At 65.7% G+C, this 20,031-nt stretch carries 32 protein-coding genes; 2 read left to right on the forward strand and 30 right to left on the reverse strand.

Going from position 1 to position 20,031, the window contains the following annotated elements:
- Window positions 1–6: 6 nt before the first annotated feature.
- The 30 genes from ACZ6YV_RS11025 to ACZ6YV_RS11170 form a co-directional block, all read right to left on the reverse strand.
- The gene (locus ACZ6YV_RS11025; protein WP_465509449.1) at window positions 7–561 is read right to left on the reverse strand and encodes an adenylate kinase; all 555 of its coding nucleotides are present in this window, start codon (window positions 559–561) and stop codon (window positions 7–9) included.
- Complete coding sequence (gene secY, locus ACZ6YV_RS11030) at window positions 558–1,865, reverse strand: preprotein translocase subunit SecY (protein WP_378238608.1); 1,308 nt, start codon at window positions 1,863–1,865, stop codon at window positions 558–560. Before secY ends, ACZ6YV_RS11025 begins: the two co-directional genes overlap by 4 nt.
- Before the next feature lie 309 nt (window positions 1,866–2,174).
- Window positions 2,175–2,807: a LysE family translocator gene (locus ACZ6YV_RS11035; RefSeq protein ID WP_465509450.1), complete on the reverse strand. Its 633-nt coding sequence runs from the start codon at window positions 2,805–2,807 to the stop codon at window positions 2,175–2,177.
- Between the two features lie 50 nt (window positions 2,808–2,857).
- Window positions 2,858–3,625 (reverse strand): hypothetical protein, encoded by a 768-nt coding sequence (locus ACZ6YV_RS11040; protein WP_465509451.1) that lies wholly within the window; start codon window positions 3,623–3,625, stop codon window positions 2,858–2,860.
- Between the two features lie 300 nt (window positions 3,626–3,925).
- On the reverse strand, window positions 3,926–4,372 hold the full coding sequence (gene rplO / locus ACZ6YV_RS11045; RefSeq protein WP_378238605.1) for a 50S ribosomal protein L15: 447 nt from the start codon (window positions 4,370–4,372) through the stop codon (window positions 3,926–3,928).
- The gene (rpmD, locus tag ACZ6YV_RS11050) at window positions 4,369–4,554 is read right to left on the reverse strand and encodes a 50S ribosomal protein L30 (RefSeq protein WP_076163011.1); all 186 of its coding nucleotides are present in this window, start codon (window positions 4,552–4,554) and stop codon (window positions 4,369–4,371) included. Before rpmD ends, rplO begins: the two co-directional genes overlap by 4 nt.
- 1 nt (window position 4,555) lies before the next feature.
- The gene (rpsE, locus tag ACZ6YV_RS11055; RefSeq protein WP_076163010.1) at window positions 4,556–5,203 is read right to left on the reverse strand and encodes a 30S ribosomal protein S5; all 648 of its coding nucleotides are present in this window, start codon (window positions 5,201–5,203) and stop codon (window positions 4,556–4,558) included.
- Between the two features lie 31 nt (window positions 5,204–5,234).
- Entirely contained in the window at window positions 5,235–5,633 is a 399-nt protein-coding gene (gene rplR, locus ACZ6YV_RS11060; protein WP_465509452.1) for a 50S ribosomal protein L18, read from the reverse strand.
- A 2-nt stretch (window positions 5,634–5,635) separates the two neighbouring features.
- On the reverse strand, window positions 5,636–6,175 hold the full coding sequence (gene rplF, locus ACZ6YV_RS11065; protein WP_410656590.1) for a 50S ribosomal protein L6: 540 nt from the start codon (window positions 6,173–6,175) through the stop codon (window positions 5,636–5,638).
- Between the two features lie 16 nt (window positions 6,176–6,191).
- On the reverse strand, window positions 6,192–6,590 hold the full coding sequence (gene rpsH, locus ACZ6YV_RS11070; RefSeq protein WP_101612172.1) for a 30S ribosomal protein S8: 399 nt from the start codon (window positions 6,588–6,590) through the stop codon (window positions 6,192–6,194).
- A 183-nt stretch (window positions 6,591–6,773) separates the two neighbouring features.
- Window positions 6,774–6,959 carry a type Z 30S ribosomal protein S14 gene (locus ACZ6YV_RS11075; RefSeq protein ID WP_005166789.1) on the reverse strand — a complete coding sequence of 62 codons (186 nt, stop codon included), beginning with the start codon at window positions 6,957–6,959 and terminating at the stop codon, window positions 6,774–6,776.
- 4 nt (window positions 6,960–6,963) lie between these two features.
- Window positions 6,964–7,527: a 50S ribosomal protein L5 gene (gene rplE, locus ACZ6YV_RS11080; protein ID WP_101612171.1), complete on the reverse strand. Its 564-nt coding sequence runs from the start codon at window positions 7,525–7,527 to the stop codon at window positions 6,964–6,966.
- Between the two features lie 2 nt (window positions 7,528–7,529).
- On the reverse strand, window positions 7,530–7,844 hold the full coding sequence (gene rplX / locus ACZ6YV_RS11085) for a 50S ribosomal protein L24 (protein ID WP_076163007.1): 315 nt from the start codon (window positions 7,842–7,844) through the stop codon (window positions 7,530–7,532).
- A gap of 3 nt (window positions 7,845–7,847) precedes the next feature.
- Entirely contained in the window at window positions 7,848–8,216 is a 369-nt protein-coding gene (gene rplN / locus ACZ6YV_RS11090) for a 50S ribosomal protein L14 (RefSeq protein ID WP_005166785.1), read from the reverse strand.
- A 79-nt stretch (window positions 8,217–8,295) separates the two neighbouring features.
- Entirely contained in the window at window positions 8,296–8,574 is a 279-nt protein-coding gene (gene rpsQ, locus ACZ6YV_RS11095; RefSeq protein WP_465509453.1) for a 30S ribosomal protein S17, read from the reverse strand.
- On the reverse strand, window positions 8,571–8,819 hold the full coding sequence (rpmC, locus tag ACZ6YV_RS11100) for a 50S ribosomal protein L29 (protein WP_005166783.1): 249 nt from the start codon (window positions 8,817–8,819) through the stop codon (window positions 8,571–8,573). Before rpmC ends, rpsQ begins: the two co-directional genes overlap by 4 nt.
- The gene (rplP, locus tag ACZ6YV_RS11105; RefSeq protein ID WP_360279834.1) at window positions 8,819–9,238 is read right to left on the reverse strand and encodes a 50S ribosomal protein L16; all 420 of its coding nucleotides are present in this window, start codon (window positions 9,236–9,238) and stop codon (window positions 8,819–8,821) included. Before rplP ends, rpmC begins: the two co-directional genes overlap by 1 nt.
- Window positions 9,239–9,241: 3 nt before the next feature.
- Window positions 9,242–10,093 (reverse strand): 30S ribosomal protein S3, encoded by an 852-nt coding sequence (rpsC, locus tag ACZ6YV_RS11110; protein WP_364026035.1) that lies wholly within the window; start codon window positions 10,091–10,093, stop codon window positions 9,242–9,244.
- Window positions 10,093–10,509: a 50S ribosomal protein L22 gene (gene rplV / locus ACZ6YV_RS11115; protein WP_076163003.1), complete on the reverse strand. Its 417-nt coding sequence runs from the start codon at window positions 10,507–10,509 to the stop codon at window positions 10,093–10,095. Before rplV ends, rpsC begins: the two co-directional genes overlap by 1 nt.
- 29 nt (window positions 10,510–10,538) lie before the next feature.
- Entirely contained in the window at window positions 10,539–10,820 is a 282-nt protein-coding gene (rpsS, locus tag ACZ6YV_RS11120; RefSeq protein ID WP_026468892.1) for a 30S ribosomal protein S19, read from the reverse strand.
- An 18-nt stretch (window positions 10,821–10,838) separates the two neighbouring features.
- Window positions 10,839–11,675, reverse strand: coding sequence for a 50S ribosomal protein L2 (rplB, locus tag ACZ6YV_RS11125; RefSeq protein WP_465509454.1), 837 nt, complete (start codon window positions 11,673–11,675; stop codon window positions 10,839–10,841).
- A gap of 16 nt (window positions 11,676–11,691) precedes the next feature.
- Window positions 11,692–12,003 carry a 50S ribosomal protein L23 gene (rplW, locus tag ACZ6YV_RS11130; RefSeq protein WP_378238597.1) on the reverse strand — a complete coding sequence of 104 codons (312 nt, stop codon included), beginning with the start codon at window positions 12,001–12,003 and terminating at the stop codon, window positions 11,692–11,694.
- Window positions 12,000–12,689, reverse strand: a complete 690-nt coding sequence (gene rplD / locus ACZ6YV_RS11135; RefSeq protein ID WP_378238596.1) for a 50S ribosomal protein L4 — start codon at window positions 12,687–12,689, stop codon at window positions 12,000–12,002. The genes rplW and rplD overlap by 4 nt, the downstream gene beginning before the upstream one ends.
- A gap of 2 nt (window positions 12,690–12,691) precedes the next feature.
- A complete protein-coding gene (gene rplC / locus ACZ6YV_RS11140) occupies window positions 12,692–13,342 on the reverse strand; it encodes a 50S ribosomal protein L3 (protein WP_276366386.1) in 651 nt (216 codons plus the stop codon).
- Window positions 13,343–13,373: 31 nt separating this feature from the next.
- The gene (rpsJ, locus tag ACZ6YV_RS11145; protein ID WP_003102098.1) at window positions 13,374–13,679 is read right to left on the reverse strand and encodes a 30S ribosomal protein S10; all 306 of its coding nucleotides are present in this window, start codon (window positions 13,677–13,679) and stop codon (window positions 13,374–13,376) included.
- 412 nt (window positions 13,680–14,091) lie between these two features.
- On the reverse strand, window positions 14,092–15,285 hold the full coding sequence (gene tuf, locus ACZ6YV_RS11150; protein WP_378238595.1) for an elongation factor Tu: 1,194 nt from the start codon (window positions 15,283–15,285) through the stop codon (window positions 14,092–14,094).
- Window positions 15,286–15,409: 124 nt separating this feature from the next.
- The gene (fusA, locus tag ACZ6YV_RS11155) at window positions 15,410–17,509 is read right to left on the reverse strand and encodes an elongation factor G (protein WP_465509455.1); all 2,100 of its coding nucleotides are present in this window, start codon (window positions 17,507–17,509) and stop codon (window positions 15,410–15,412) included.
- A gap of 63 nt (window positions 17,510–17,572) precedes the next feature.
- Window positions 17,573–18,043, reverse strand: coding sequence for a 30S ribosomal protein S7 (rpsG, locus tag ACZ6YV_RS11160; protein ID WP_005166770.1), 471 nt, complete (start codon window positions 18,041–18,043; stop codon window positions 17,573–17,575).
- Window positions 18,043–18,417 carry a 30S ribosomal protein S12 gene (rpsL, locus tag ACZ6YV_RS11165; RefSeq protein ID WP_003102113.1) on the reverse strand — a complete coding sequence of 125 codons (375 nt, stop codon included), beginning with the start codon at window positions 18,415–18,417 and terminating at the stop codon, window positions 18,043–18,045. Before rpsL ends, rpsG begins: the two co-directional genes overlap by 1 nt.
- 365 nt (window positions 18,418–18,782) lie before the next feature.
- On the reverse strand, window positions 18,783–18,929 hold the full coding sequence (locus ACZ6YV_RS11170; RefSeq protein ID WP_020633314.1) for a hypothetical protein: 147 nt from the start codon (window positions 18,927–18,929) through the stop codon (window positions 18,783–18,785).
- A 180-nt stretch (window positions 18,930–19,109) separates the two neighbouring features.
- Here ACZ6YV_RS11170 and ACZ6YV_RS11175 point away from each other — a divergent pair, with 180 nt between their 5' ends.
- Both ACZ6YV_RS11175 and ACZ6YV_RS11180 read left to right on the forward strand, forming a co-directional pair.
- Window positions 19,110–19,685, forward strand: coding sequence for a YbaB/EbfC family nucleoid-associated protein (locus ACZ6YV_RS11175; protein ID WP_378238590.1), 576 nt, complete (start codon window positions 19,110–19,112; stop codon window positions 19,683–19,685).
- Window positions 19,685–20,023: a hypothetical protein gene (locus ACZ6YV_RS11180; protein WP_465509456.1), complete on the forward strand. Its 339-nt coding sequence runs from the start codon at window positions 19,685–19,687 to the stop codon at window positions 20,021–20,023. The genes ACZ6YV_RS11175 and ACZ6YV_RS11180 overlap by 1 nt, the downstream gene beginning before the upstream one ends.
- Window positions 20,024–20,031: the final 8 nt, after the last annotated feature.

Raw genomic sequence — 20,031 nt, forward strand, 5'->3', positions numbered from 1 at the left:
CGAGGTTCACGTGCGGTCGCGCAGCGCTTCCAGCACGCGGGCGGAGATCTCGTCGACCGAGCCGACGCCGTCGACCGTGACCAGGATTTCCGCGTAGTACTCGAGCAGCGGAGCGGTCTCGGACACGTAGATCTGCTGACGACGGCGGATGACCTCTTCGGTGTCGTCCGAGCGGCCGCGGGACAGCAGCCGCTCGACGACGACGTCTTCCGATACCTGGAGCTGGATGACCGCGTTCAGTTCGGCGTCGACCTCGCCCAGGATCTCGCCCAGGACGTCGGCCTGCTTTGTGTTCCGAGGGAACCCGTCCAGCAGGAAACCGACCTTGGCGTCGGGCTCGGAGAGACGCTCGCGCACCATCTCGTTCGTGACCGAATCGGGCACGAGTTCACCGGAGTCCAGGTAGCGCTTGGCTTCCTGGCCCAGCGGCGTCTGCTCGCCCACGTGGGCGCGGAACAGGTCGCCGGTCGAGATGTGCGGGATCCGGAGCTTCTCCGACAGTGCTACCGCCTGAGTACCTTTGCCCGCGCCAGGAGGGCCAACGAGAACCAGGCGCGTCACTTCAAGAACCCTTCGTAGTTACGTTGCATCAGCTGGCTTTCGATCTGCTTCACGGTGTCGAGACCGACACCGACCATGATCAGCACAGCCGTGCCACCGAACGGGAAGTTCTGGTTGTTCCCGCTGCCGGTGACGGACAGGAAGAAGTTCGGAAGGATCGCGATGATGCCCAGGTACAGCGAGCCCGGCAGGGTGATCCGGCCGAGGACGTAGCTGAGGTACTCCGCGGTGGGGCGGCCCGGCCGGATACCCGGGATGAAGCCACCGAACTTCTTCATCTCTTCCGCACGCTCGTCCACGTTGAACGTGATCGTGATGTAGAAGTACGTGAAGAAGATGATCAACGCGAAGTACAGCAGGACGTGCGCCCAGCTGGACTGGTTGACGATGTAGTTCTGGATGAAGACCTGCCAGCCGGAGTTGCTGTTGGCGTCGCCGACGAGGCGGCTGATCAGGTCCGGCAGGTAGAGCAGCGACGAGGCGAAGATGACCGGGATGACACCGGCCTGGTTCACCTTGATCGGCAGGTAGGTCGAGGTCCCGCCGTACATGCGGCGGCCGATCATGCGCTTGGCGTACTGCACCGGGATCCGGCGCTGGCCCTGCTCGACGAAGATGACGCTGGCGATGATCACCAGGCCGAACACGCAGATCAAGGCGAAGACGCCGCCACCCGCGCTGCTGAGGATGTTGCCACCCTCGATCGGGATGCGGGCCGCGATGTTCAGGAAGATGAGGACGGACATGCCGTTGCCGACGCCGCGCTCGGTGATCAGCTCACCCAGCCACATCATGACGGCGGTACCGGCGGTCATCGTGACGACGATGATGGCCAGCGTGTAGACGCTGTTGTCCGGGATGATCGCGGTGTCGCACTGCGGGAAGAGCTGCTTGCGGTCGGCGAGCGCCACCACACCGGTGGCCTGCAGGACCGCGAGAGCGATCGTCAGGTACCGGGTGTACTGGGTCAGCTTGCCCTGGCCGGCCTGGCCTTCCTTCTTCAGTTCCTCGAACCGCGGGATGACCACGGTGAGGAGCTGGACGATGATGCTCGCCGTGATGTACGGCATGATGCCGGTCGAGAACAGCGACAGCTGCAGCAGTGCACCGCCACTGAACAGGTTCAGCAGCTGATAGACGCCCTCCTGCGACCCGGTCTCAGTACATTTCTGTACCGCGGAGTATGAGATGCCCGGGGCCGGGATGGTGGCACCGATTCGGTAGACCGCGACGATGGCTAGCGTGAACAGGATCTTCTTACGTAGATCCGGCGTCGCGAGAGCCGAGCGGAAGGCGCTGAGCACGCGGGGGACCTCCTCGGCGTCGTCGGCTGTCGTACCGACGATCGGCTTGGCCGACCTGGGGCCGGCGGGAACACACAGCTTTCTGGCACAAGCCAGGAACGCTTCGGGGCACACTCGTCCCGAAGCGTGTCGCCGACTCTAACAGCTTCACAGGGCGTGTCCGCAGTGCGTGTGGGTTTTCCGGACGAAGGTTGGTCCGCGAGGTTGATCGACTTGTGCATCTCGCTCCGGAACCTTGACAGATCGCCCTGTCGTCCGTGCTTTCCTGACCCCCGTCGGATCGCACTTAGCCCGCTAAACGCACCGTGATCAGGAGCTCGAAGCGGCGAGGGCTCCAGCCATGCCGAGGAGTACGACACCGGTGCCGCGGTCGACGTTGCGAGTCGCGCGGCGGGACAACCGGAGCGATTTCACGAGCGCGCCGGCTCCGATGTAGGTCGCGCCCGCGACGAACTCGGCGAGCAGGTAGATCGCACCGAGAATCGCGATCTGCGCGGGAAAAGAGCCGTGAGCTGCGTCGATGAACTGGGGCACGAACGCCGTGAAGATGAGGATCGCCTTCGGGTTCGTGATCGCGACGACGAACTCCTTCCGCGCGATCCGCGAGGCCGGTACGGGTTCAGTGTCTCGCGGCGCTTGGACCAGCGCGGTTCGCCCGGCACGGAACGTCGACCACAGCAACCGCCCGCCGATCCAGACCAGGTAGGCGACGCCCGCCCATTTGATCACCGTGAGTGCAAGCTCGGAGGCCGCGAGGAGTTGCCCGAGGCCTGCCGCGACGGCCGTGATCAGCACCGTGAAAGCGGCCAATCGGCCTAACAGGCCCGCGAGCCCTTTCCACGCACCCTGTGTCATGCCGTGGTGCAGGCCCAGCAGGTTGTTCGCCCCTGGCGTAAAAGCGACGAGCACCGCCGCTCCGAAAAAGACCACTGCCCAAGTCATCGGCCACCTCCTCCCCCACCGTATCGGCGGCCGCGAGCGCGTTTAGCGGGCTAATCGCGCACTTTCGAGCCCGTCTCAGGGGGTGGCGCGAAAGCTGAATAGTCCGGTAGCTCGGGTTGTGGCTCCGGCGGGAGCATCGTGATGGAGATTCCGTCCTTCGGCGTCGGCATGTCCGCGAGGCTCGGGTCGCTCACCGGGACCTCGCCCGCCTGGACGCGATGAGTCATGACGGCCGCGCCCACTGCGGCGGCGACTGCGGCGAAAAGGGCCCACATGCCGGCGTCGAGCGTCAGTGTTCCTTCGGCGGGTGCTCCCAGCTGGCGCCCGATTCCCAGCATGGCGACCGTGGCGACAACGCCGATGAGGAACACCGCCGCGATCGTGGTGAGCCATCGGTCCCAAGTGTCCGGCCGTCGCAGCCGGGCGGCGCGGGCGGCGGCGATCGCGGCCGCCAGGAGGATCACCGCGGCGACCAGAAGAGGAACACCGACGGGCGACGTCCCCATGACGAAAGCGGGATCGTTGTGCTGGTGGACCTTCGTTTCCCAGGCGTCTTGGACGACGACGACCGCGATCTTGTCGCTGCGGTCGAAACTGAGCCGATATTCCGTGGTGAAGAACGGGAAGAAGCAGCCGACGAGGACCAAGACCGACGCCAGGACCGTCAGGCTCGCCGCGACGAACCTGCGGGGCTCGGGGTGGTCGGCCCTCCCCGGCCCGGGTACCGGATCCATGGGGCCGGAGACCGACACGACCGTCGGCGGAGCGTCCGGCTGCTGCTGGAAGGACGGCGGATTCTGCCCGGGAGGTGTGTCCACCTTGTGATCCTTCCAGGCCAGACCCCTGCACGCCACGCTCGCCGCCCAGACGGGCACGTCGCCTTTAGCGGGCTAAACGCGATCCGGGCGGCGGGCACCTGGGCGACCGGCGGATCGCGTTTAGCCCCCTAAACGCGATCTGGGCGCGGGGAGCTCTTCCGGCCCGGATCGCGATTAGGGGGCTAAACGCAGGTCGGAGTGAGCGCAAGCGAAAGGCCCGCCAGGCGGAGCCAGGCGGGCCTTTCGGTGAAGCGGAGGCTCCCGCAGCGAAGCGGAAAGAGCCGGGTGAAGCGGGAGAGCTCAGAGCGTGGTGGCGGAGCCACCGGCGGCGGAGAGCTTCTCCTTGGCGGAGCCGGAGAAAGCATCGGCGGTGACGTCCAGCTTGACGCCGTTCAGTTCACCGTTGCCGAGCACCTTCACGAGCTTGTTCTTGCGGACGAGACCGTTCGCGACGAGCTCCTCGTTGCCGACCTTGCCACCGTCCGGGAACACGCGGGCGATGTCGCCCAGGTTCACGGGCTGGTACTCGGTGCGGAAACGGTTCTTGAAGCCGCGAAGCTTCGGCAGCCGCATGTGGATGGGCATCTGCCCACCCTCGAAACCGGCGGGCACGTTCTTCCGGGCCTTGGTGCCCTTGGTACCGCGACCGGCGGTCTTGCCCTTCGAGCCCTCACCACGGCCGACGCGCATCTTCTCGCGCTTCGCGCCCGGAGCCGGACGAAGGTGGTGGATCTTGATGGCAGTCATGCCTTGACCTCCTCGACCTCCACCAGGTGGCGGACCGTGTGGATGAGGCCGCGAACCTGGGGGGTGTCTTCACGCACGACACTCTGCCGGATCTTGCGCAGCCCGAGGGTGCGCAGCGATTCACGGTGGTTGTGCTTCGTGCCGATCTTGCTCTTGACCTGGGTCACCTTGAGCTGAGTCATGTCAGACCCCCTGGCCCGCGCGCTGACGCAGCATCCGAGCCGGGGCGACGTCCTCGAGCGGGAGACCGCGGCGGGCCGCGACCTCTTCGGGACGCTGCAGACCCTTCAGGGCCGCCACGGTCGCGTGCACGATGTTGATCGCGTTGTCGGAGCCAAGCGACTTCGACAGCACGTCGTGGACGCCCGCGCACTCCAGCACCGCGCGCACCGGGCCACCGGCGATGACGCCTGTACCGGCCGAGGCCGGACGGAGCAGCACGACACCGGCGGCTTCCTCACCCTGGATCGGGTGGGGAATGGTGCCACCGACGCGGGGAACGCGGAAGAAGTTCTTCTTCGCTTCCTCGACGCCCTTGGCGATGGCCGCGGGAACTTCCTTGGCCTTGCCGTAGCCGACGCCGACCTGACCGTCGCCGTCACCGACGACCACCAGGGCGGTGAAGCTGAAGCGACGACCACCCTTGACGACCTTGGCGACGCGGTTGATCGTCACGACCTTCTCGAGGTGCGGGGTCTTGTCCTGACCGGCCCCGCCACGGCCGCTGTCGCGACGATCCCGGCCGCCACCACGACGTTCATTGCGGTCGTTGCCGCCCTGTCCGCCGGGTCCGCCCTGGCCGCCGCCGAATTGCCGTGTACGTCCCGGCATCAGGCTTTCCTTCCATTCACGAGCATCTGCATCAGAATTCCAACCCCGCTTCACGGGCGGCGTCGGCCAGTGCGGCGATGCGGCCGTGGTAGGCGTTACCGCCACGGTCGAACACCACCGTCGAGACACCGGCGTTCTTGGCGCGAGCGGCGAGAAGCTCCCCGACCTTGGCGGCCTTGGCCTTCTTGTCGCCGTCCAGTGCACGGACGTCCGCCTCGAGGGTGGACGCCGACGCCAGGGTCTTGCCGACGAGGTCGTCGATCAGCTGCACGGCGATGTGCCGCGAGGACCGCTTGACGACCAGGCGCGGACGCAGGTCCGTGCCGTTGATCTTCTTGCGAAGGCGGAAGTGCCGACGGGCCTTCGCGACGCGGCGGCGGGTCGAGATGTCCTTGCCGACCGGCTTGCGCTTCGTAGTCGTGTCGCTCATGATCACTTACCCGTCTTTCCGACCTTGCGGCGGATTTTCTCACCCTCGTAGCGCAGGCCCTTGCCCTTGTACGGGTCCGGGCGGCGCAGCTTGCGGATGACCGCGGCGATCTGGCCGACCTTCTGCTTGTCGATGCCCGAGACCGAGAACCGGGTGGGGGTCTCGACCTTGAAGGTGATGCCTTCGGGGGCCTCGATCTTCACCGGGTGGCTGTAGCCGAGGGCGAACTCGAGGTCCGAGCCCTTGGCCTGCACACGGTAACCGACACCGTGGATCTCGAGCTTCTTCTCGTAGCCCTCGGTCACACCGACGACGAGGTTGTTGACCAGCGTCCGGGTGAGACCGTGCAGGGCACGGCTGGTGCGCTCCTCGTCGGGACGCTTCACCTGCAGCGTGCCGTTCTCGGCGCGCTCCACGGTGATCGGCTCGGCGATGGTGTGCTCAAGAGTGCCCTTGGGACCCTTGACCTTGATCTGCTGACCTTCGATGGTCACGTCGACCCCGGAGGGGACGGCGACCGGCAGCTTTCCGATGCGTGACATGTCTGTGCCCCCTTCCTTACCAGACGTAGGCGAGGACTTCGCCGCCCACGCTGTTGCGCTTGGCCTGACGGTCGGTCTGGAGGCCGGAGGACGTCGAGATGATCGCGACGCCGAGGCCACCGAGAACGTTCGGCAGTTCGGTCGATTTTGCGTAGACCCGCAGGCCGGGCTTGGACACGCGGCGGAGGCCGGCGATGCTGCGCTCACGGTTGGGGCCGTACTTCAGCTCCACGATGAGGTTCTTGTGCTTCTCGCCCGGCTCGTCGCGGTAGCTCGCGATGTAGCCCTCGCGCTTGAGGATCTCGGCGATGTTCGCCTTGATCTTCGAGTGGGGAAGCACGACCTCGTCGTGGTAAGCCGAGTTCGCGTTACGCAGACGGGTCAAGAAGTCTGCGATGGGGTCGGTCATCGTCATGGTGACCTGTCAACCTTTCTCGCCCTGGTTCCCTGCAGAACTGCAAGGCCTGTGGCGAAGTGGGAGTTCTGTATCCGATTGTTTGCCAATCCGACCGGCAGTCACGGCGGAAAGGGAGCCGGTGAGCCCTTGGGCTCGCGGTCCGCATCCGCCTGCTTTCGGCCGAATTGGCAAAGGAGACTCTTACCAGCTGGACTTGCGGACGCCGGGCAGCTCGCCCGCGTGTGCCATCTCGCGAAGGCAGATCCGGCAGAGCCCGAACTTGCGGAACACCGAGTGCGGGCGACCGCACCGCTGGCAGCGCGTGTAACCGCGAACCTTGAACTTCGGCGTCTTAGCGGCCTTGTGGACCAGTGCTTTCTTGGCCATCGACTCAGTTCTCCTTGAACGGGAAGCCGAGCTTGCGAAGCAGCGCGCGGCCCTCGTCGTCGGTGTTGGCGGTGGTGACGACAGTGACGTCCATACCGCGCGGGCGGTCGATGGCGTCCGGGTCGATCTCGTGGAACATCGACTGCTCGTTGAGACCGAACGTGTAGTTGCCGTTGCCGTCGAACTGCTTCGGCGAAAGCCCGCGGAAGTCACGGATACGCGGCAGCGCGATGGTCAGCAGCCGGTCGAGGAACTCCCACATGCGGTCGTTGCGCAGCGTGACGCGCGCACCGATCGGCTGGCCCTCACGCAGCTTGAACTGCGCGATGGACTTGCGAGCCTTGCGAACCTCGGGCTTCTGCCCGGTGATCGCGGCCAGGTCCTTGATGGCGCCTTCGATCAGCTTGCTGTCACGGGCGGCGTCTCCGACACCCATGTTCACGACGACCTTGACGACGCCAGGGATCTGGTGGACGTTCTCGAAGGAGAATTCCTCCTGGAGCTGTCCCTTGATCTCCTCGCGGTACCGCACCTTGAGGCGCGGGGCGATCTTCTCTGCGGTGGTCATGATCAGATGTCCTTACCGTTACGGCGCGAGACCCGGACCTTCTTGCCGTCCTCGCCGATGCGGTAGCCCACCCGGGTCGGCTTGCCGTCGGAGTCGACGACCATCACGTTCGAGACGTGAATGGGCGCCTCCTGGGTGACGATGCCACCGGACTGCGCGCCGCGCTGGGTCTGGGAGATCCGGGTGTGCTTCTTGATCCGGTTCACGCCCTCGACCAGCACACGCTCGCGCTCGGGGTAGGCCTGAATGACCTTGCCCTTGGCGCCCTTGTCCTTGCCGGCGACGACGACGACCGTGTCGCCCTTCTTCACCTTCATGCTCTACAACACCTCCGGCGCGAGCGAAATGATCTTCATGAACTTTCGGTCGCGCAGCTCGCGGCCCACCGGGCCGAAGATGCGGGTGCCGCGGGGCTCATTGTCGTTCTTGATGAGCACAGCAGCGTTCTCGTCGAAGCGGATGTAAGAACCGTCCGGACGACGGCGCTCCTTGCGCGTGCGAACGATGACCGCCTTGACGACGTCACCCTTCTTCACGCCGGCAGCCGGCATGGCGTCCTTCACGGTGGCGACGATGATGTCGCCGATACCCGCGTAGCGCCGCCCCGAACCGCCGAGAACGCGGATGCAAAGGATTTCCTTCGCGCCCGTGTTGTCGGCAACCCGAAGCCGCGACTCCTGCTGGATCACGTCAACTCCTGTATGTCGCGCTGGTTCTCGCACCGAGGTACGAGCCTTGCGGAACTAAGGGACTCAAAAAGAGCCCTACTTACTTGGCCTTCTCCACGATCTGCACCAGGCGCCAGCGCTTGGTCGCCGACAGCGGGCGGGTCTCCATCAAGGTGACCTTGTCGCCCGTGCCCGCCTCGTTGTTCTCGTCGTGCACCTTGACCTTCTTGGTGCTGCGGAGAACCTTGGCGTAACGACGGTGCTTCTTGCGGTCTTCGAGCTCGACCACGATCGTCTTGTCCATCTTGTCCGAGACGACATAGCCCTCACGGACCTTGCGGTCGTTGCGGCCGGCCGCCTCGGTGGGCTGCTCGCTCATGCGGCACCTTCACTCTCGGCGTCAGGGGAAACGGACAGGCCGAGTTCACGCTCGCGCATGACCGTGTAGATCCGCGCGATGTCCGTACGGACGGTGCGCAGACGACGGTTGTTGTCGAGCTGTCCGGTCGCCATCTGGAAGCGGAGGTTGAAGAGCTCCTCCTTGTATTCCTTCAGACGCAGAACGAGCTCTTCCGCGGTGAGCTCACGCAGCTCCGATGCCAGAGCGGCACCTGCCTTCGCCATCAGAACTCACCACCTTCACGGGTCACGATGCGGCACTTCATGGGCAGCTTGTGGATCGCACGACGGAGCGCCTCACGGGCGGTCTCCTCGTTCGGGAAGCTGATCTCGAACATCACGCGACCCGGCTTCACGTTGGCGACCCACCACTCGGGCGAACCCTTACCGGAACCCATGCGGGTTTCCGCCGGCTTCTTGGTCAGCGGGCGGTCCGGGTAGATGGTCGTCCACACCTTGCCGCCACGCTTGATGTGACGCGTCATGGCGATACGAGCGGACTCGATCTGCCTGTTGGTCACGTAGCTGTGCTCAAGCGCCTGGATGCCGTACTCGCCGAAGCTCACCTTCGTACCGCCCTTGGCGGCACCGTGGCGCTTCGGAGAGTGCTGCTTCCGGTGCTTGACCCTGCGCGGGATGAGCACGTGTCAGCCCTCCGTCTTTTCTGCAGTCTCAGCAGCCGGGGCCTCGGTGGCCGCAGGGGCGGCGTCGTCGCTCTTGGCGGCGGCGGCGGCCCGGCCGGCTTCGGTCGAGGTCGGCGTCGTGCCCGACGCACCGGAACGGCGCGGACGGGCGGGACGGTCACCACGGTCACGGCGCGGGGCACGCTCAGCGGCAGCGGCGGCGTCACGCGCCTCCCTGGCCTTGAGGCCACCCACGAGCTCGCCCTTGTAGATCCACACCTTCACGCCGATGCGACCGAACGTCGTCTTGGCCTCGAAGAAGCCGTAGTCGATGTCGGCGCGCAGCGTGTGCAGCGGGACGCGGCCATCGCGGTAGTGCTCGGAGCGGGACATCTCGGCACCGCCGAGACGACCGCCGCACTGCACGCGGATGCCCTTGACCTGCGGCGAACGCATGGAGGTCTGGATCGCCTTGCGCATCGCGCGGCGGAACGCCACACGGTTGCTCAGCTGCTCCGCGACACCCTGAGCGACGAGCTGGGCGTCGGCCTCGGGGTTCTTGACCTCAAGGATGTTCAGCTGGACCTGCTTGGCGGTCAGCTTCTCCAGCGCGCCGCGGATCCGGTCGGCCTCCGCACCGCGACGGCCGATGACGATGCCCGGCCGGGCGGTGTGGATGTCGACGCGGACCCGGTCACGGGTGCGCTCGATCTCGACCTTGGAGATCCCGGCGCGCTCCATGCCCGTGGACAGCAGCTTCCGGATCTTGACGTCCTCGGCCACGTACTCCGCGTACTGCTTGTCGGCGTACCAACGCGACTTCCAGTCCGTGGTGATACCCAGGCGGAAGCCGTGCGGGTTGATCTTCTGGCCCACTACCGGCCACCTGCCTTCTTCTTGCCCTGTGCCTTCTTGGCCTCGGCCTTCGGACGCGACTCCACCTCGACGGTGATGTGGCTGGTCCGCTTGCGGATCCGGTACGCGCGGCCCTGGGCCCGCGGACGGATGCGCTTGAGGGTCGGGCCCTCGTCGGCGTAGGCGTTCTTGATCCAGAGGGTGTCCGGGTCAAGATCGAGGTTGTTTTCGGCGTTGGCCACGGCGCTGGCGAGCACCTTCGCGACCGGCTCACTTGCCGCCTGCGGGGCGAACTGGAGCACGGCCAAGGCGTCGGCGGCGCTACGTCCCTTGATCAGCTCGATCACCCGGCGCACCTTGGTAGGCGAGTCCCGGACGAAGCGAGCCCGCGCGTAAGCCGTCGGCAAAGCCTCGGCCACGTCGTTCTGGGCGTTCATCGCTAGCTTCCTTGTTCTCTCGTGCCCGCTCAGCGGCGGCGCGACTTGCGGTCGTCCTTGATGTGGCCCTTGAAGGTCCTAGTCGGAGCGAATTCGCCCAACTTGTGACCCACCATCGCCTCGGTGACGAACACCGGGACGTGCTTGCGTCCGTCGTGCACCGCGATCGTGTGACCCAGGAAATCCGGGATGATCGTGGAGCGACGCGACCAAGTCTTGATCACGGTCTTCTTGCCCGACTCGTTGAGAACGTCCACCTTCTTGAGCAGGTGGTCGTCCACGAAGGGGCCCTTTTTAAGGCTACGTGGCATGTGCTTCTACCTCCCTGCTCAGCGCTTGTTCTTGCCGGTACGGCGGCGGCGGACGATCATCGAGTCCGAAGCCTTGCGGCGACGGGTACGACCCTCGGGCTTGCCGTTCGGGTTCACCGGGTGACGACCACCGGAGGTCTTACCCTCACCACCACCGTGCGGGTGGTCGACCGGGTTCATGACGACACCACGGACGGTGGGACGCTTGCCGCGCCAGCGGTTACGGCCCGCCTTGCCCCAGTTGATGTTGGAGTGATCGGAGTTACCGACCTCGCCGACGGTGGCGCGGTTGCGGACGTCGACGTTGCGGATCTCGCCCGACGGGAGACGAAGCTGGGCGTAAGGCCCGTCCTTCGCCACCAGCTGCACCTTGGCACCGGCGGACCGCGCCATCTTCGCGCCGCCACCGGGGCGGAGCTCGATCGCGTGGATCACGGTGCCGACCGGGATGTTGCGCAGCGGCAGGTTGTTACCCGGCTTGATGTCGGCGCGGGGGCCGTTCTCAACCGTGTCACCCTGCTTGAGCTTCTCCGGGGCGATGATGTAGCGCTTCTCGCCGTCGGCGTAGTGCAGGAGCGCGATACGAGCGGACCGGTTGGGGTCGTACTCGATGTGCGCGACCTTGGCGGGAACGCCGTCCTTGTCGTTCCGGCGGAAGTCGATCAGCCGGTACGCACGCTTGTGGCCACCGCCCTTGTGGCGGGTGGTGATCTTGCCGCTGGAGTTACGGCCGCCGGTCTTGCTCAGCGGACGCAGCAGCGACTTCTCCGGGGTCGACCGAGTGATCTCGGCGAAGTCGGAGACGCTGGAGCCACGACGACCCGGGGTCGTCGGCTTGTACTTGCGGATGCCCATGTGTCAGCTCAGTCCTTTACGCGGTGGGTCCGCCGAAGATCTCGATCGGCTTGCTTTCAGCCGAAAGAGTCACGATGGCGCGCTTGGTGTCCTTGCGCTTGCCGAAGCCGGCGCGAGTCCGCTTACGCTTGCCCTGGCGGTTGAGGGTGTTGACACTGACCACCTTGACGCCGAACACCTTCTCGACCGCGATCTTGATCTGGGTCTTGTTGGCGTCCGGGCGAACCACGAACGTGTACTTGTGGTCTTCGAGGAGCCCGTAGGACTTCTCGGAGATCACCGGCGCGAGCAAGATGTCGCGAGGATCGGCGATGGCGATGGCACTCACTGCTCGTCACTCCCTTCCGAAACCTCGCTCGACCGCGCCGAAGCCTTGGCGCCCTTGCCCCGGACGGGACCGGCGACGAAAGCGTCGTAAGCGGACTTGGTGAACACCACGTCGTCGTTGACCAACACGTCGTAGGTGTTGAGCTGGTCAGGCGCGATGAGGTGGATCTCGGGCAGGTTCCGCGCGGACGCCCAGCTGATCGTGTCGTCGCGGTTCAGGACCACGAGAACGCGCTTCGCCTGGGTGATCGCGGCGATCACGGTCTTGGCCGACTTGGTCGACGGCTTGTCGCCGGCGATCAGCTCGGTCACGACGTGCAGCTGCCCGGCGCGGACCCGGTCGGAGAGGGCGCCACGCAGAGCGGCGGCCTTCATCTTCTTGGGGGTCCGCTGGGTGTAGTCACGCGGCGTGGGGCCGTGGACGACGCCACCACCGGTGAACTGCGGCGCACGGGTCGAACCCTGGCGGGCGCGGCCGGTGCCCTTCTGGCGGTAAGGCTTCTTGCCACCACCGCGGACTTCACCGCGGGTCTTGGTGTCATGCGTTCCCTGGCGCGCGGCGGCCAGCTGGCCCACCACGACCTGGTGCATGAGGGGCACGTTGGCCTGCACGTCGAAGATCTCCGAGGGGAGCTCGACCGTGCCGTCGGCTTTACCGGCCGGGGTCTTCAGCTCGACGCTGGTCATGATCAGTTACCACCCTTCGCGGCACTGCGCACGAACAGCAGGCCGCCCTTGGGACCGGGCACGGCGCCCTTGATCAGCAGCAGGCCGTCTTCGGCACGCACCGCGTGCACGGTCAGGTTCTGCGTGGTGACCCGGTCGTTGCCCATCCGGCCCGCCATGCGCAGGCCCTTGAAGACTCGGCCCGGGGTGGCACAGCCACCGATCGAGCCGGGCTTGCGGTGCACGGCCTGTGCACCGTGGCTCGCGCCCTGGCCCTTGAAGCCGTGACGCTTCATGACACCGGCGTAGCCCTTGCCCTTGCTGGTACCCGTCACGTCGACCTCGATGCCGGCCTCGAACACCTCGGCGGTGATCTCCTGGCCCACTTCGTAGGTGTCGGCGTCGGTGGTACGCAGCTCGGCAAGGAAACGGCGCGGGGTCACGCTCGCCTTGTCGAAGTGGCCGGTGCGCGGCTTGTTCACCCGGCGCGGGTCGACCGCGCCGAAAGCCAGCTGCACGGCCTTGTAGCCGTCGGTCTCCTGGGTCCGAACCTGGGTCACCACGTTCGGGCCGGCCTGAACGACGGTCACCGGGACGACCCGGTTGTTCTCGTCGAAGACCTGGGTCATGCCGAGCTTGGTGCCCAGGATGCCCTTCATTTGCCTGTCAGACATGAGTCTCTTACTCTCCGCCGCTCGCCAGCCGCTACTGGATGTTGACGTCGACGCTCGCCGGCAGGTCGATGCGCATGAGCGCGTCGACCGTCTTCGGCGTCGGGTCGAGGATGTCGATCAGACGCTTGTGCGTGCGCATCTCGAAGTGCTCGCGCGAGTCCTTGTACTTGTGCGGCGAGCGGATGACGCAGTAAACGTTCTTCTCGGTGGGCAGCGGCACCGGCCCGACAACACGGGCGCCGGTACGCGTGACCGTCTCGACGATCTTGCGCGCCGAGGTGTCGATCGCCTCGTGGTCGTAGGCCTTGAGCCGGATGCGGATCTTCTGTCCCGCCATGGTGGCTGCTCGTTCCTTCTCGTCTCGTGCCGCTTTTGTCTTTTCAAACCTCGGTCGTGACTGAGGTTTTCCCAGCTCAACGGCCCTGTCCCCGGTCCACGCGGTCGGGCGTGTCGCGCCCGACGCACAGACGGATCCCGCGGGATCTTCGTCTTGCCTGGTCTTCCTCAACGTGAGGTGGCACCGAGCCGGCTGCGATGCTCGAATCGCCGTCTCAAATGCCCTTGCCCGCTAGCTCACCCGAAGGAAGTGCTCCGCGGACCGTGGCCGCTCATACCAGGGCGGCCGGAACCTGCGTGTCGAAAGACTTGCAGGATTCGGCCGCCCCAGGACGAGCAACCTGAATAGTGTTGCACACGTGATTTGACGCCTGAAACCCGGGGGTGTATCAGACCCCCGGGTCGGCGTTAAATCACTTGTTGATCTTGGTGACCTGGCCGGCGCCGACGGTCCGTCCACCCTCACGGATGGCGAAACGCAGGCCCTCGTCCATGGCGACCGGCTGGATCAGCACGACGCTGATGTCCGTGTTGTCGCCCGGCATGACCATCTCGGTGCCCTCCTTGAGGGTCACCACGCCGGTCACGTCCGTCGTGCGGAAGTAGAACTGCGGGCGGTAGTTGTTGAAGAACGGGGTGTGACGGCCACCCTCGTCCTTCGACAGGATGTAGACCGAGCCCTCGAACTCCGTGTGCGGGGTGGTGGTACCCGGCTTCACGACGACCTGGCCGCGCTCGACGTCCTCGCGCTTGATGCCACGGACCAGCAGACCGACGTTGTCGCCCGCCTCGCCCTGGTCGAGCAGCTTGCGGAACATCTCGACACCGGTGACGGTGGTCTTGGTCGACTTTTCCTTGATGCCGACGATCTCGACCTCTTCGTTCACGTTGACGCGGCCACGCTCGATACGGCCGGTCACGACCGTGCCACGGCCGGTGATCGTGAAGACGTCTTCGATCGGCATCAGGAACGGCTTGTCGAGTTCACGAACCGGGTCCGGCACGTTCTCGTCGACGGCCGCCATGAGCTCGAGAACACTCTCGGCCCACTTGGCGTCGCCCTCGAGGGCCTTCAGGCCGGAGACCTGAATCACGGGAGCGTCGTCACCCGGGAAGTCCTGGGAGGACAGCAGCTCGCGGACCTCGAGCTCGACGAGCTCCAGGATCTCCTCGTCGTCCACCATGTCGGCCTTGTTCAGCGCGACAACGATGTACGGCACGCCGACCTGCTTCGCGAGCAGCACGTGCTCACGGGTCTGCGGCATGGGGCCGTCGGTCGCCGCGACCACGAGGATCGCACCGTCCATCTGGGCCGCACCGGTGATCATGTTCTTGATGTAGTCCGCGTGACCGGGAGCGTCGACGTGGGCGTAGTGCCGCTTCTCGGTCTGGTACTCGACGTGCGAGATGTTGATCGTGATACCACGCGCCTTCTCTTCGGGCGCGTTGTCGATCTGGTCGAACGCCGAGGCGGTGTTCAGCTCGGGGTACTTGTCGTGCAGAACCTTGGTGATCGCCGCGGTCAGAGTGGTCTTACCGTGGTCGACGTGACCGATGGTTCCGATATTGACGTGCGGCTTGGTCCGCTCGAATTTCGCCTTCGCCACTGGAATGTCCTCCTGGACTGTTTTGCTTACTCACCGGCCAACGTGGCTGTCGGACGGCGATTCGTTTCTTGACGGATGCCGCGGACGTTCAGGAGTGTTCCTTATGCCCGCGAGCGGACGGGAACTACTCCCCCGTCGCCTTCGCGATGATTTCCTTCGCGACGTTCGCGGGAACCTCGGCGTAGGAGTCGAACACCATCGAGTAGTTGGCACGTCCCTGGGTACGCGACCGCAGGTCACCGACGTAACCGAACATCTCCGACAGCGGCACCAGCGCCTTGACGACACGGGTGCCGGCGCGCTCCTCCATGGCCTGGATCTGGCCACGGCGGGAGTTGAGGTCGCCGATCACATCGCCCATGTAGTCCTCGGGCGTGGTGACCTCGACGGCCATCAGCGGCTCGAGGATGACCGGGTTGGCCTTCCGCGCGGCTTCCTTCATCGCGATGGAGCCGGCGATCTTGAAGGCCATTTCCGACGAGTCGACCTCGTGGTACGCGCCGTCCAGCAAGGTGAACTTCAACCCGACGAGCGGGTAGCCCGCCAGCACGCCGTACTGCATGGCGTCCTGCGCGCCCGCGTCGACCGACGGGATGTACTCCCGCGGCACGCGGCCACCGGTGACCTTGTTGGAGAACTCGTAAAGGGCACCATCGGTGGACTCGAGCGGCTCGAGCTTGACGATGACCTTCGCGAACTGACCGGAACCACCGGTCTGCTTCTTGTGCACGTAGTCGAGCTTCTCGACCGTCTTGCGCACCGTCTCGCGGTAGGCGACCTGCGGCTTACCGATGTTCGCCTCGACCTTGTAGTCGGACTTCATCCGGTTGACCAGCACCTCGAGGTGCAGCTCGCCCATACCCGCGATGATCGTCTGGCCGGTGTCCTCGTCCAGGTTGACCTGGAACGTCGGGTCCTCTTCGGCCAGCTTCTGGATCGCCAGGGAGAGCTTCTCCTGGTCGGCCTTCGTCTTCGGCTCGATCGCGACGCGGATGACCGGCGCCGGGAACGTCATCGACTCGAGGACGACCGGGTTCTGCGGGTCGGCGAGGGTGTCACCGGTGGTGGTGTCCTTCAGGCCGATGACCGCGTAGATGTGGCCGGCCTGGGCCTCGTCGACCGGGTTCTCCTTGTTGGAGTGCATCTGGAAGAGCTTCCCGATGCGCTCCTTGCGCTCCTTGGTGGCGTTGATCAGCTGCGCGCCGGAGGAGACCTTGCCCGAGTACACCCGGATGTAGGTCAGCTTGCCGAAGAACGGGTGCGCGGCGATCTTGAACGCCAGAGCGGCGAACGGTTCGTCGACGGACGGCTTCCGCAGGACCGGGGTCTCGCCGTCGGGCAGCGTGCCCTCGACGGCGGGGACGTCCAGCGGCGACGGAAGGTAGTCGATGACCGCGTCGAGCATGGGCTGGACGCCCTTGTTCTTGAACGCGGAACCGGTGAGCACCGGGTACGCCTCGCGGGCGATGGTGAGCTTGCGGATACCGGCCTTCAGCTCGGCCTCCGTCAGCTCTTCACCTTCGAGGAACTTCTCCATCAGGGAGTCTTCGGTCTCGGCGATGGCCTCGACCAGCTTCTCCCGGTACTCGGCCGCCTTGTCGGCGAGCTCGGCCGGGATGTCCTCGACGGCGTAGTCCTCGCCCTTCTGGACCTCGCCGCGCCAGGTCAGCGCCTTCATGCGGACCAGGTCGATGACGCCTTCGAACTCGTTCTCGGCGCCGATCGGCAGCTGGATGACCAGCGGGCGGGCGCCGAGGCGCTCCTCGATGGTGCGGACGGTGAAGTAGAAGTCCGCGCCGAGCTTGTCCATCTTGTTGACGAAGCAGACACGAGGAACCTCGTACTTGTCCGCCTGACGCCAGACCTGCTCGGACTGCGGCTCGACACCTTCCTTGCCGTCGAAGACGGCGACGGCACCGTCGAGCACGCGGAGCGAACGCTCCACCTCGACGGTGAAGTCGACGTGGCCCGGGGTGTCGATGATGTTGATCTGGTGATCGGCCCAGAAGGTGGTGGTGGCAGCCGAGGTGATGGTGATACCCCGCTTCTGCTCCTCCTCCATCCAGTCCATGGTGGCGGCGCCGTCGTGCACTTCACCGATCTTGTAGTTGACCCCGGTGTAGAACAGGATCCGCTCGGTGGTGGTGGTCTTACCGGCGTCGATGTGGGCCATGATGCCGATGTTGCGGACCTGGTTCAGGTCGGTCAGCACTTCACGTGCCACGAGAGTGTTCCCCTGTCTCAAAATTGGGGCCCGGCAAGGCTTTGATCGGCAGCCGGGCGGTCATCACCAGCGGTAGTGCGCGAAGGCCTTGTTGGACTCGGCCATCTTGTGCGTGTCCTCGCGCCGCTTCACGCTGGCGCCGAGGCCGTTGCTCGCGTCGAGGAGCTCGTTCTGCAGGCGCTCGATCATGGTCTTCTCGCGGCGAGCCGCGGAGAAGGAGACCAGCCAGCGGAGCGCGAGAGTGGTGGAGCGGCCCGGCTTGACCTCGATCGGCACCTGGTAGGTGGCACCACCGACGCGGCGGCTCTTCACCTCGATGGTGGGCTTCACGTTGTCGAGGGCGCGCTTCAGCGTGACGACCGGGTCAGTGCCGGTCTTCTCGCGAGCGCCTTCGAGGGCGCCGTAAACGATGCGCTCGGCCAGGGACCGCTTGCCGTCCTTCAGCACCTTGTTCACCAGCTGGGTGACCAGCGGGGATGCGTAGACGGGGTCAGAGATCAGCGGCCGCTTAGGGGCCGGACCCTTGCGGGGCATTAGCTCTTCTCCTTCTTCGCGCCGTACCGGCTGCGCGCCTGCTTACGGTTCTTGACACCCTGGGTGTCGAGCGAACCGCGGATGATCTTGTAACGGACACCCGGAAGGTCCTTCACACGACCACCACGCACGAGCACCATCGAGTGCTCCTGCAGGTTGTGGCCCTCACCGGGAATGTAGGCGGTGACCTCGATGCCGCTGGTCAACTTCACACGAGCGACCTTGCGAAGCGCCGAGTTCGGCTTCTTGGGGGTTGTGGTGTACACGCGAGTGCACACGCCACGCCGCTGCGGGCTCCCCTTGAGGGCCGCGGTCTTCTGCTTGGCAGCCTTGTCCTGGCGGCCCTTACGGACCAGCTGCTGGATCGTGGGCAATGGACCAGCTTTCTGTTCGCGATCTTGCTACTACGTGTCTGTCTCCGGCCCCCGCGGTCGGGCGTGTCGGCCCGCGTCACGGTCTTACGACCGGTAACTTCCCGTAGGGATTTTCCGTCGGATCCCGTGTGGCGAAGCCTTCGGACCGGATGCCTGAGCACCCCGTCCATGCCGCACGGCACACGGGACGGCCCGACGCCTGCCGGGCACGGTCTCCAAAGATACCCGGCCACTTCCGGACCGGCCAAATCGGGGGGTCGATAACTATATCGTGCCGGGCGTCACGCCGCGGCCACCCTGATGGAACGGCGTTTCGGGCCGTTCCATTCCCCGTCGGCCTTGGCATGGCCCCTCCGGCAGAGGGCTCATTCCTCGTCGGGCTTGGCGTGGTCCGCCCGGCCGGGATGCGGGTCCCGGTTGAGGTCGATCAACGGGTGAACGGGTGCCCCCTCCGGCGCCGCGTGACTCCCCCGCCTGGGTTCTTCGGTGCTTTCCTGCTGCTCGGCGTCCACGACGCCCTCCCCTCGCTCGTACTGATACCGCCCTGCTCGGCGAACCACGCTACCTATTCCCCCGACGGGTGAGCCGGATGGATCCGGAAAGCACACCATCGCGTCAAACCGGTGAATGGGTCACGATGACACCGGTCACAGTGTTGGCCGGATGACGCACCGCAAGCACGGGGAGGCTCCATGTCGGCCGAGTTCGAACAGCTCGTCGCGGAATTCGAGAAATTCCAATCCAAGATCAAACAGGCCGAGACGCAGTTCGCGAAGGTCGGCGAGATGCAGGGCGAACTGGCGGAACTGGAGTCGGTGGCGGCGTCACCGGACCGCTCGGTGACCGTCGTCGCGGGGCCGGGAGGGTCCGTGAAAGACATCCGCCTGTCCCCGGAAGCCCTTCGGCAGCAACCACAACAGCTCGCCGCCGCCATTCTGTCCACTTTGCACACCGCGGTGGCCGACGCGGCGCGGAAACAGGCCGGGATCGTCGACGCGCAGTTCGGCGGGACGTTCCATCTGAACGTCGAAGAACAGGTTCTCGAAGCCCAAGCCGAAGCGCTGGGAACCACGGCGGACGATCTGCGGTCTCAGATGTCGGAGGAGCCACCACAGAGCACCCCTCGCCGCCCTCGGAACGAGGACGACTTCAGCGAGGAAACGGTGCTCCGGCGGTCGGACGAACCGACAACCGGCCGCCCGGCGGCGGGTGGGGATTCGGCCGGTGACCAGTTCCTCAAGAACCTGTTCGACGAGGAGGACCACTGATGACCGGACCAGGCGCCGGGGGGCACGCGGTCAAGACGCAGGACTTGACCGACTACGCGAACAAGCTGGGTTACTACAAGGACGAGGCCGGCAAGTTCGGCGGCCTCGTCGACCAGGCCGACGTCACGGACAAGTCGTGGGGCCTGATCGGGCTCGCGGTGAAGCAGACCTACACCGGCAAGCTCTCCGACCTGCGTGAACTGCTCGAACTGATGAAGACCGGGGTCGACGCGTTCTCCGGGAAGATGACCCAGGCGGCGTCGATCTACAACGGCTTCGAAAACGACGCGACGATCACCCTGGGCAAGTACGAAGCCAAGATCGACGGACCGAAGTGAGCTGGGGG

This window comes from Amycolatopsis sp. NPDC102522, assembly GCF_055584485.1.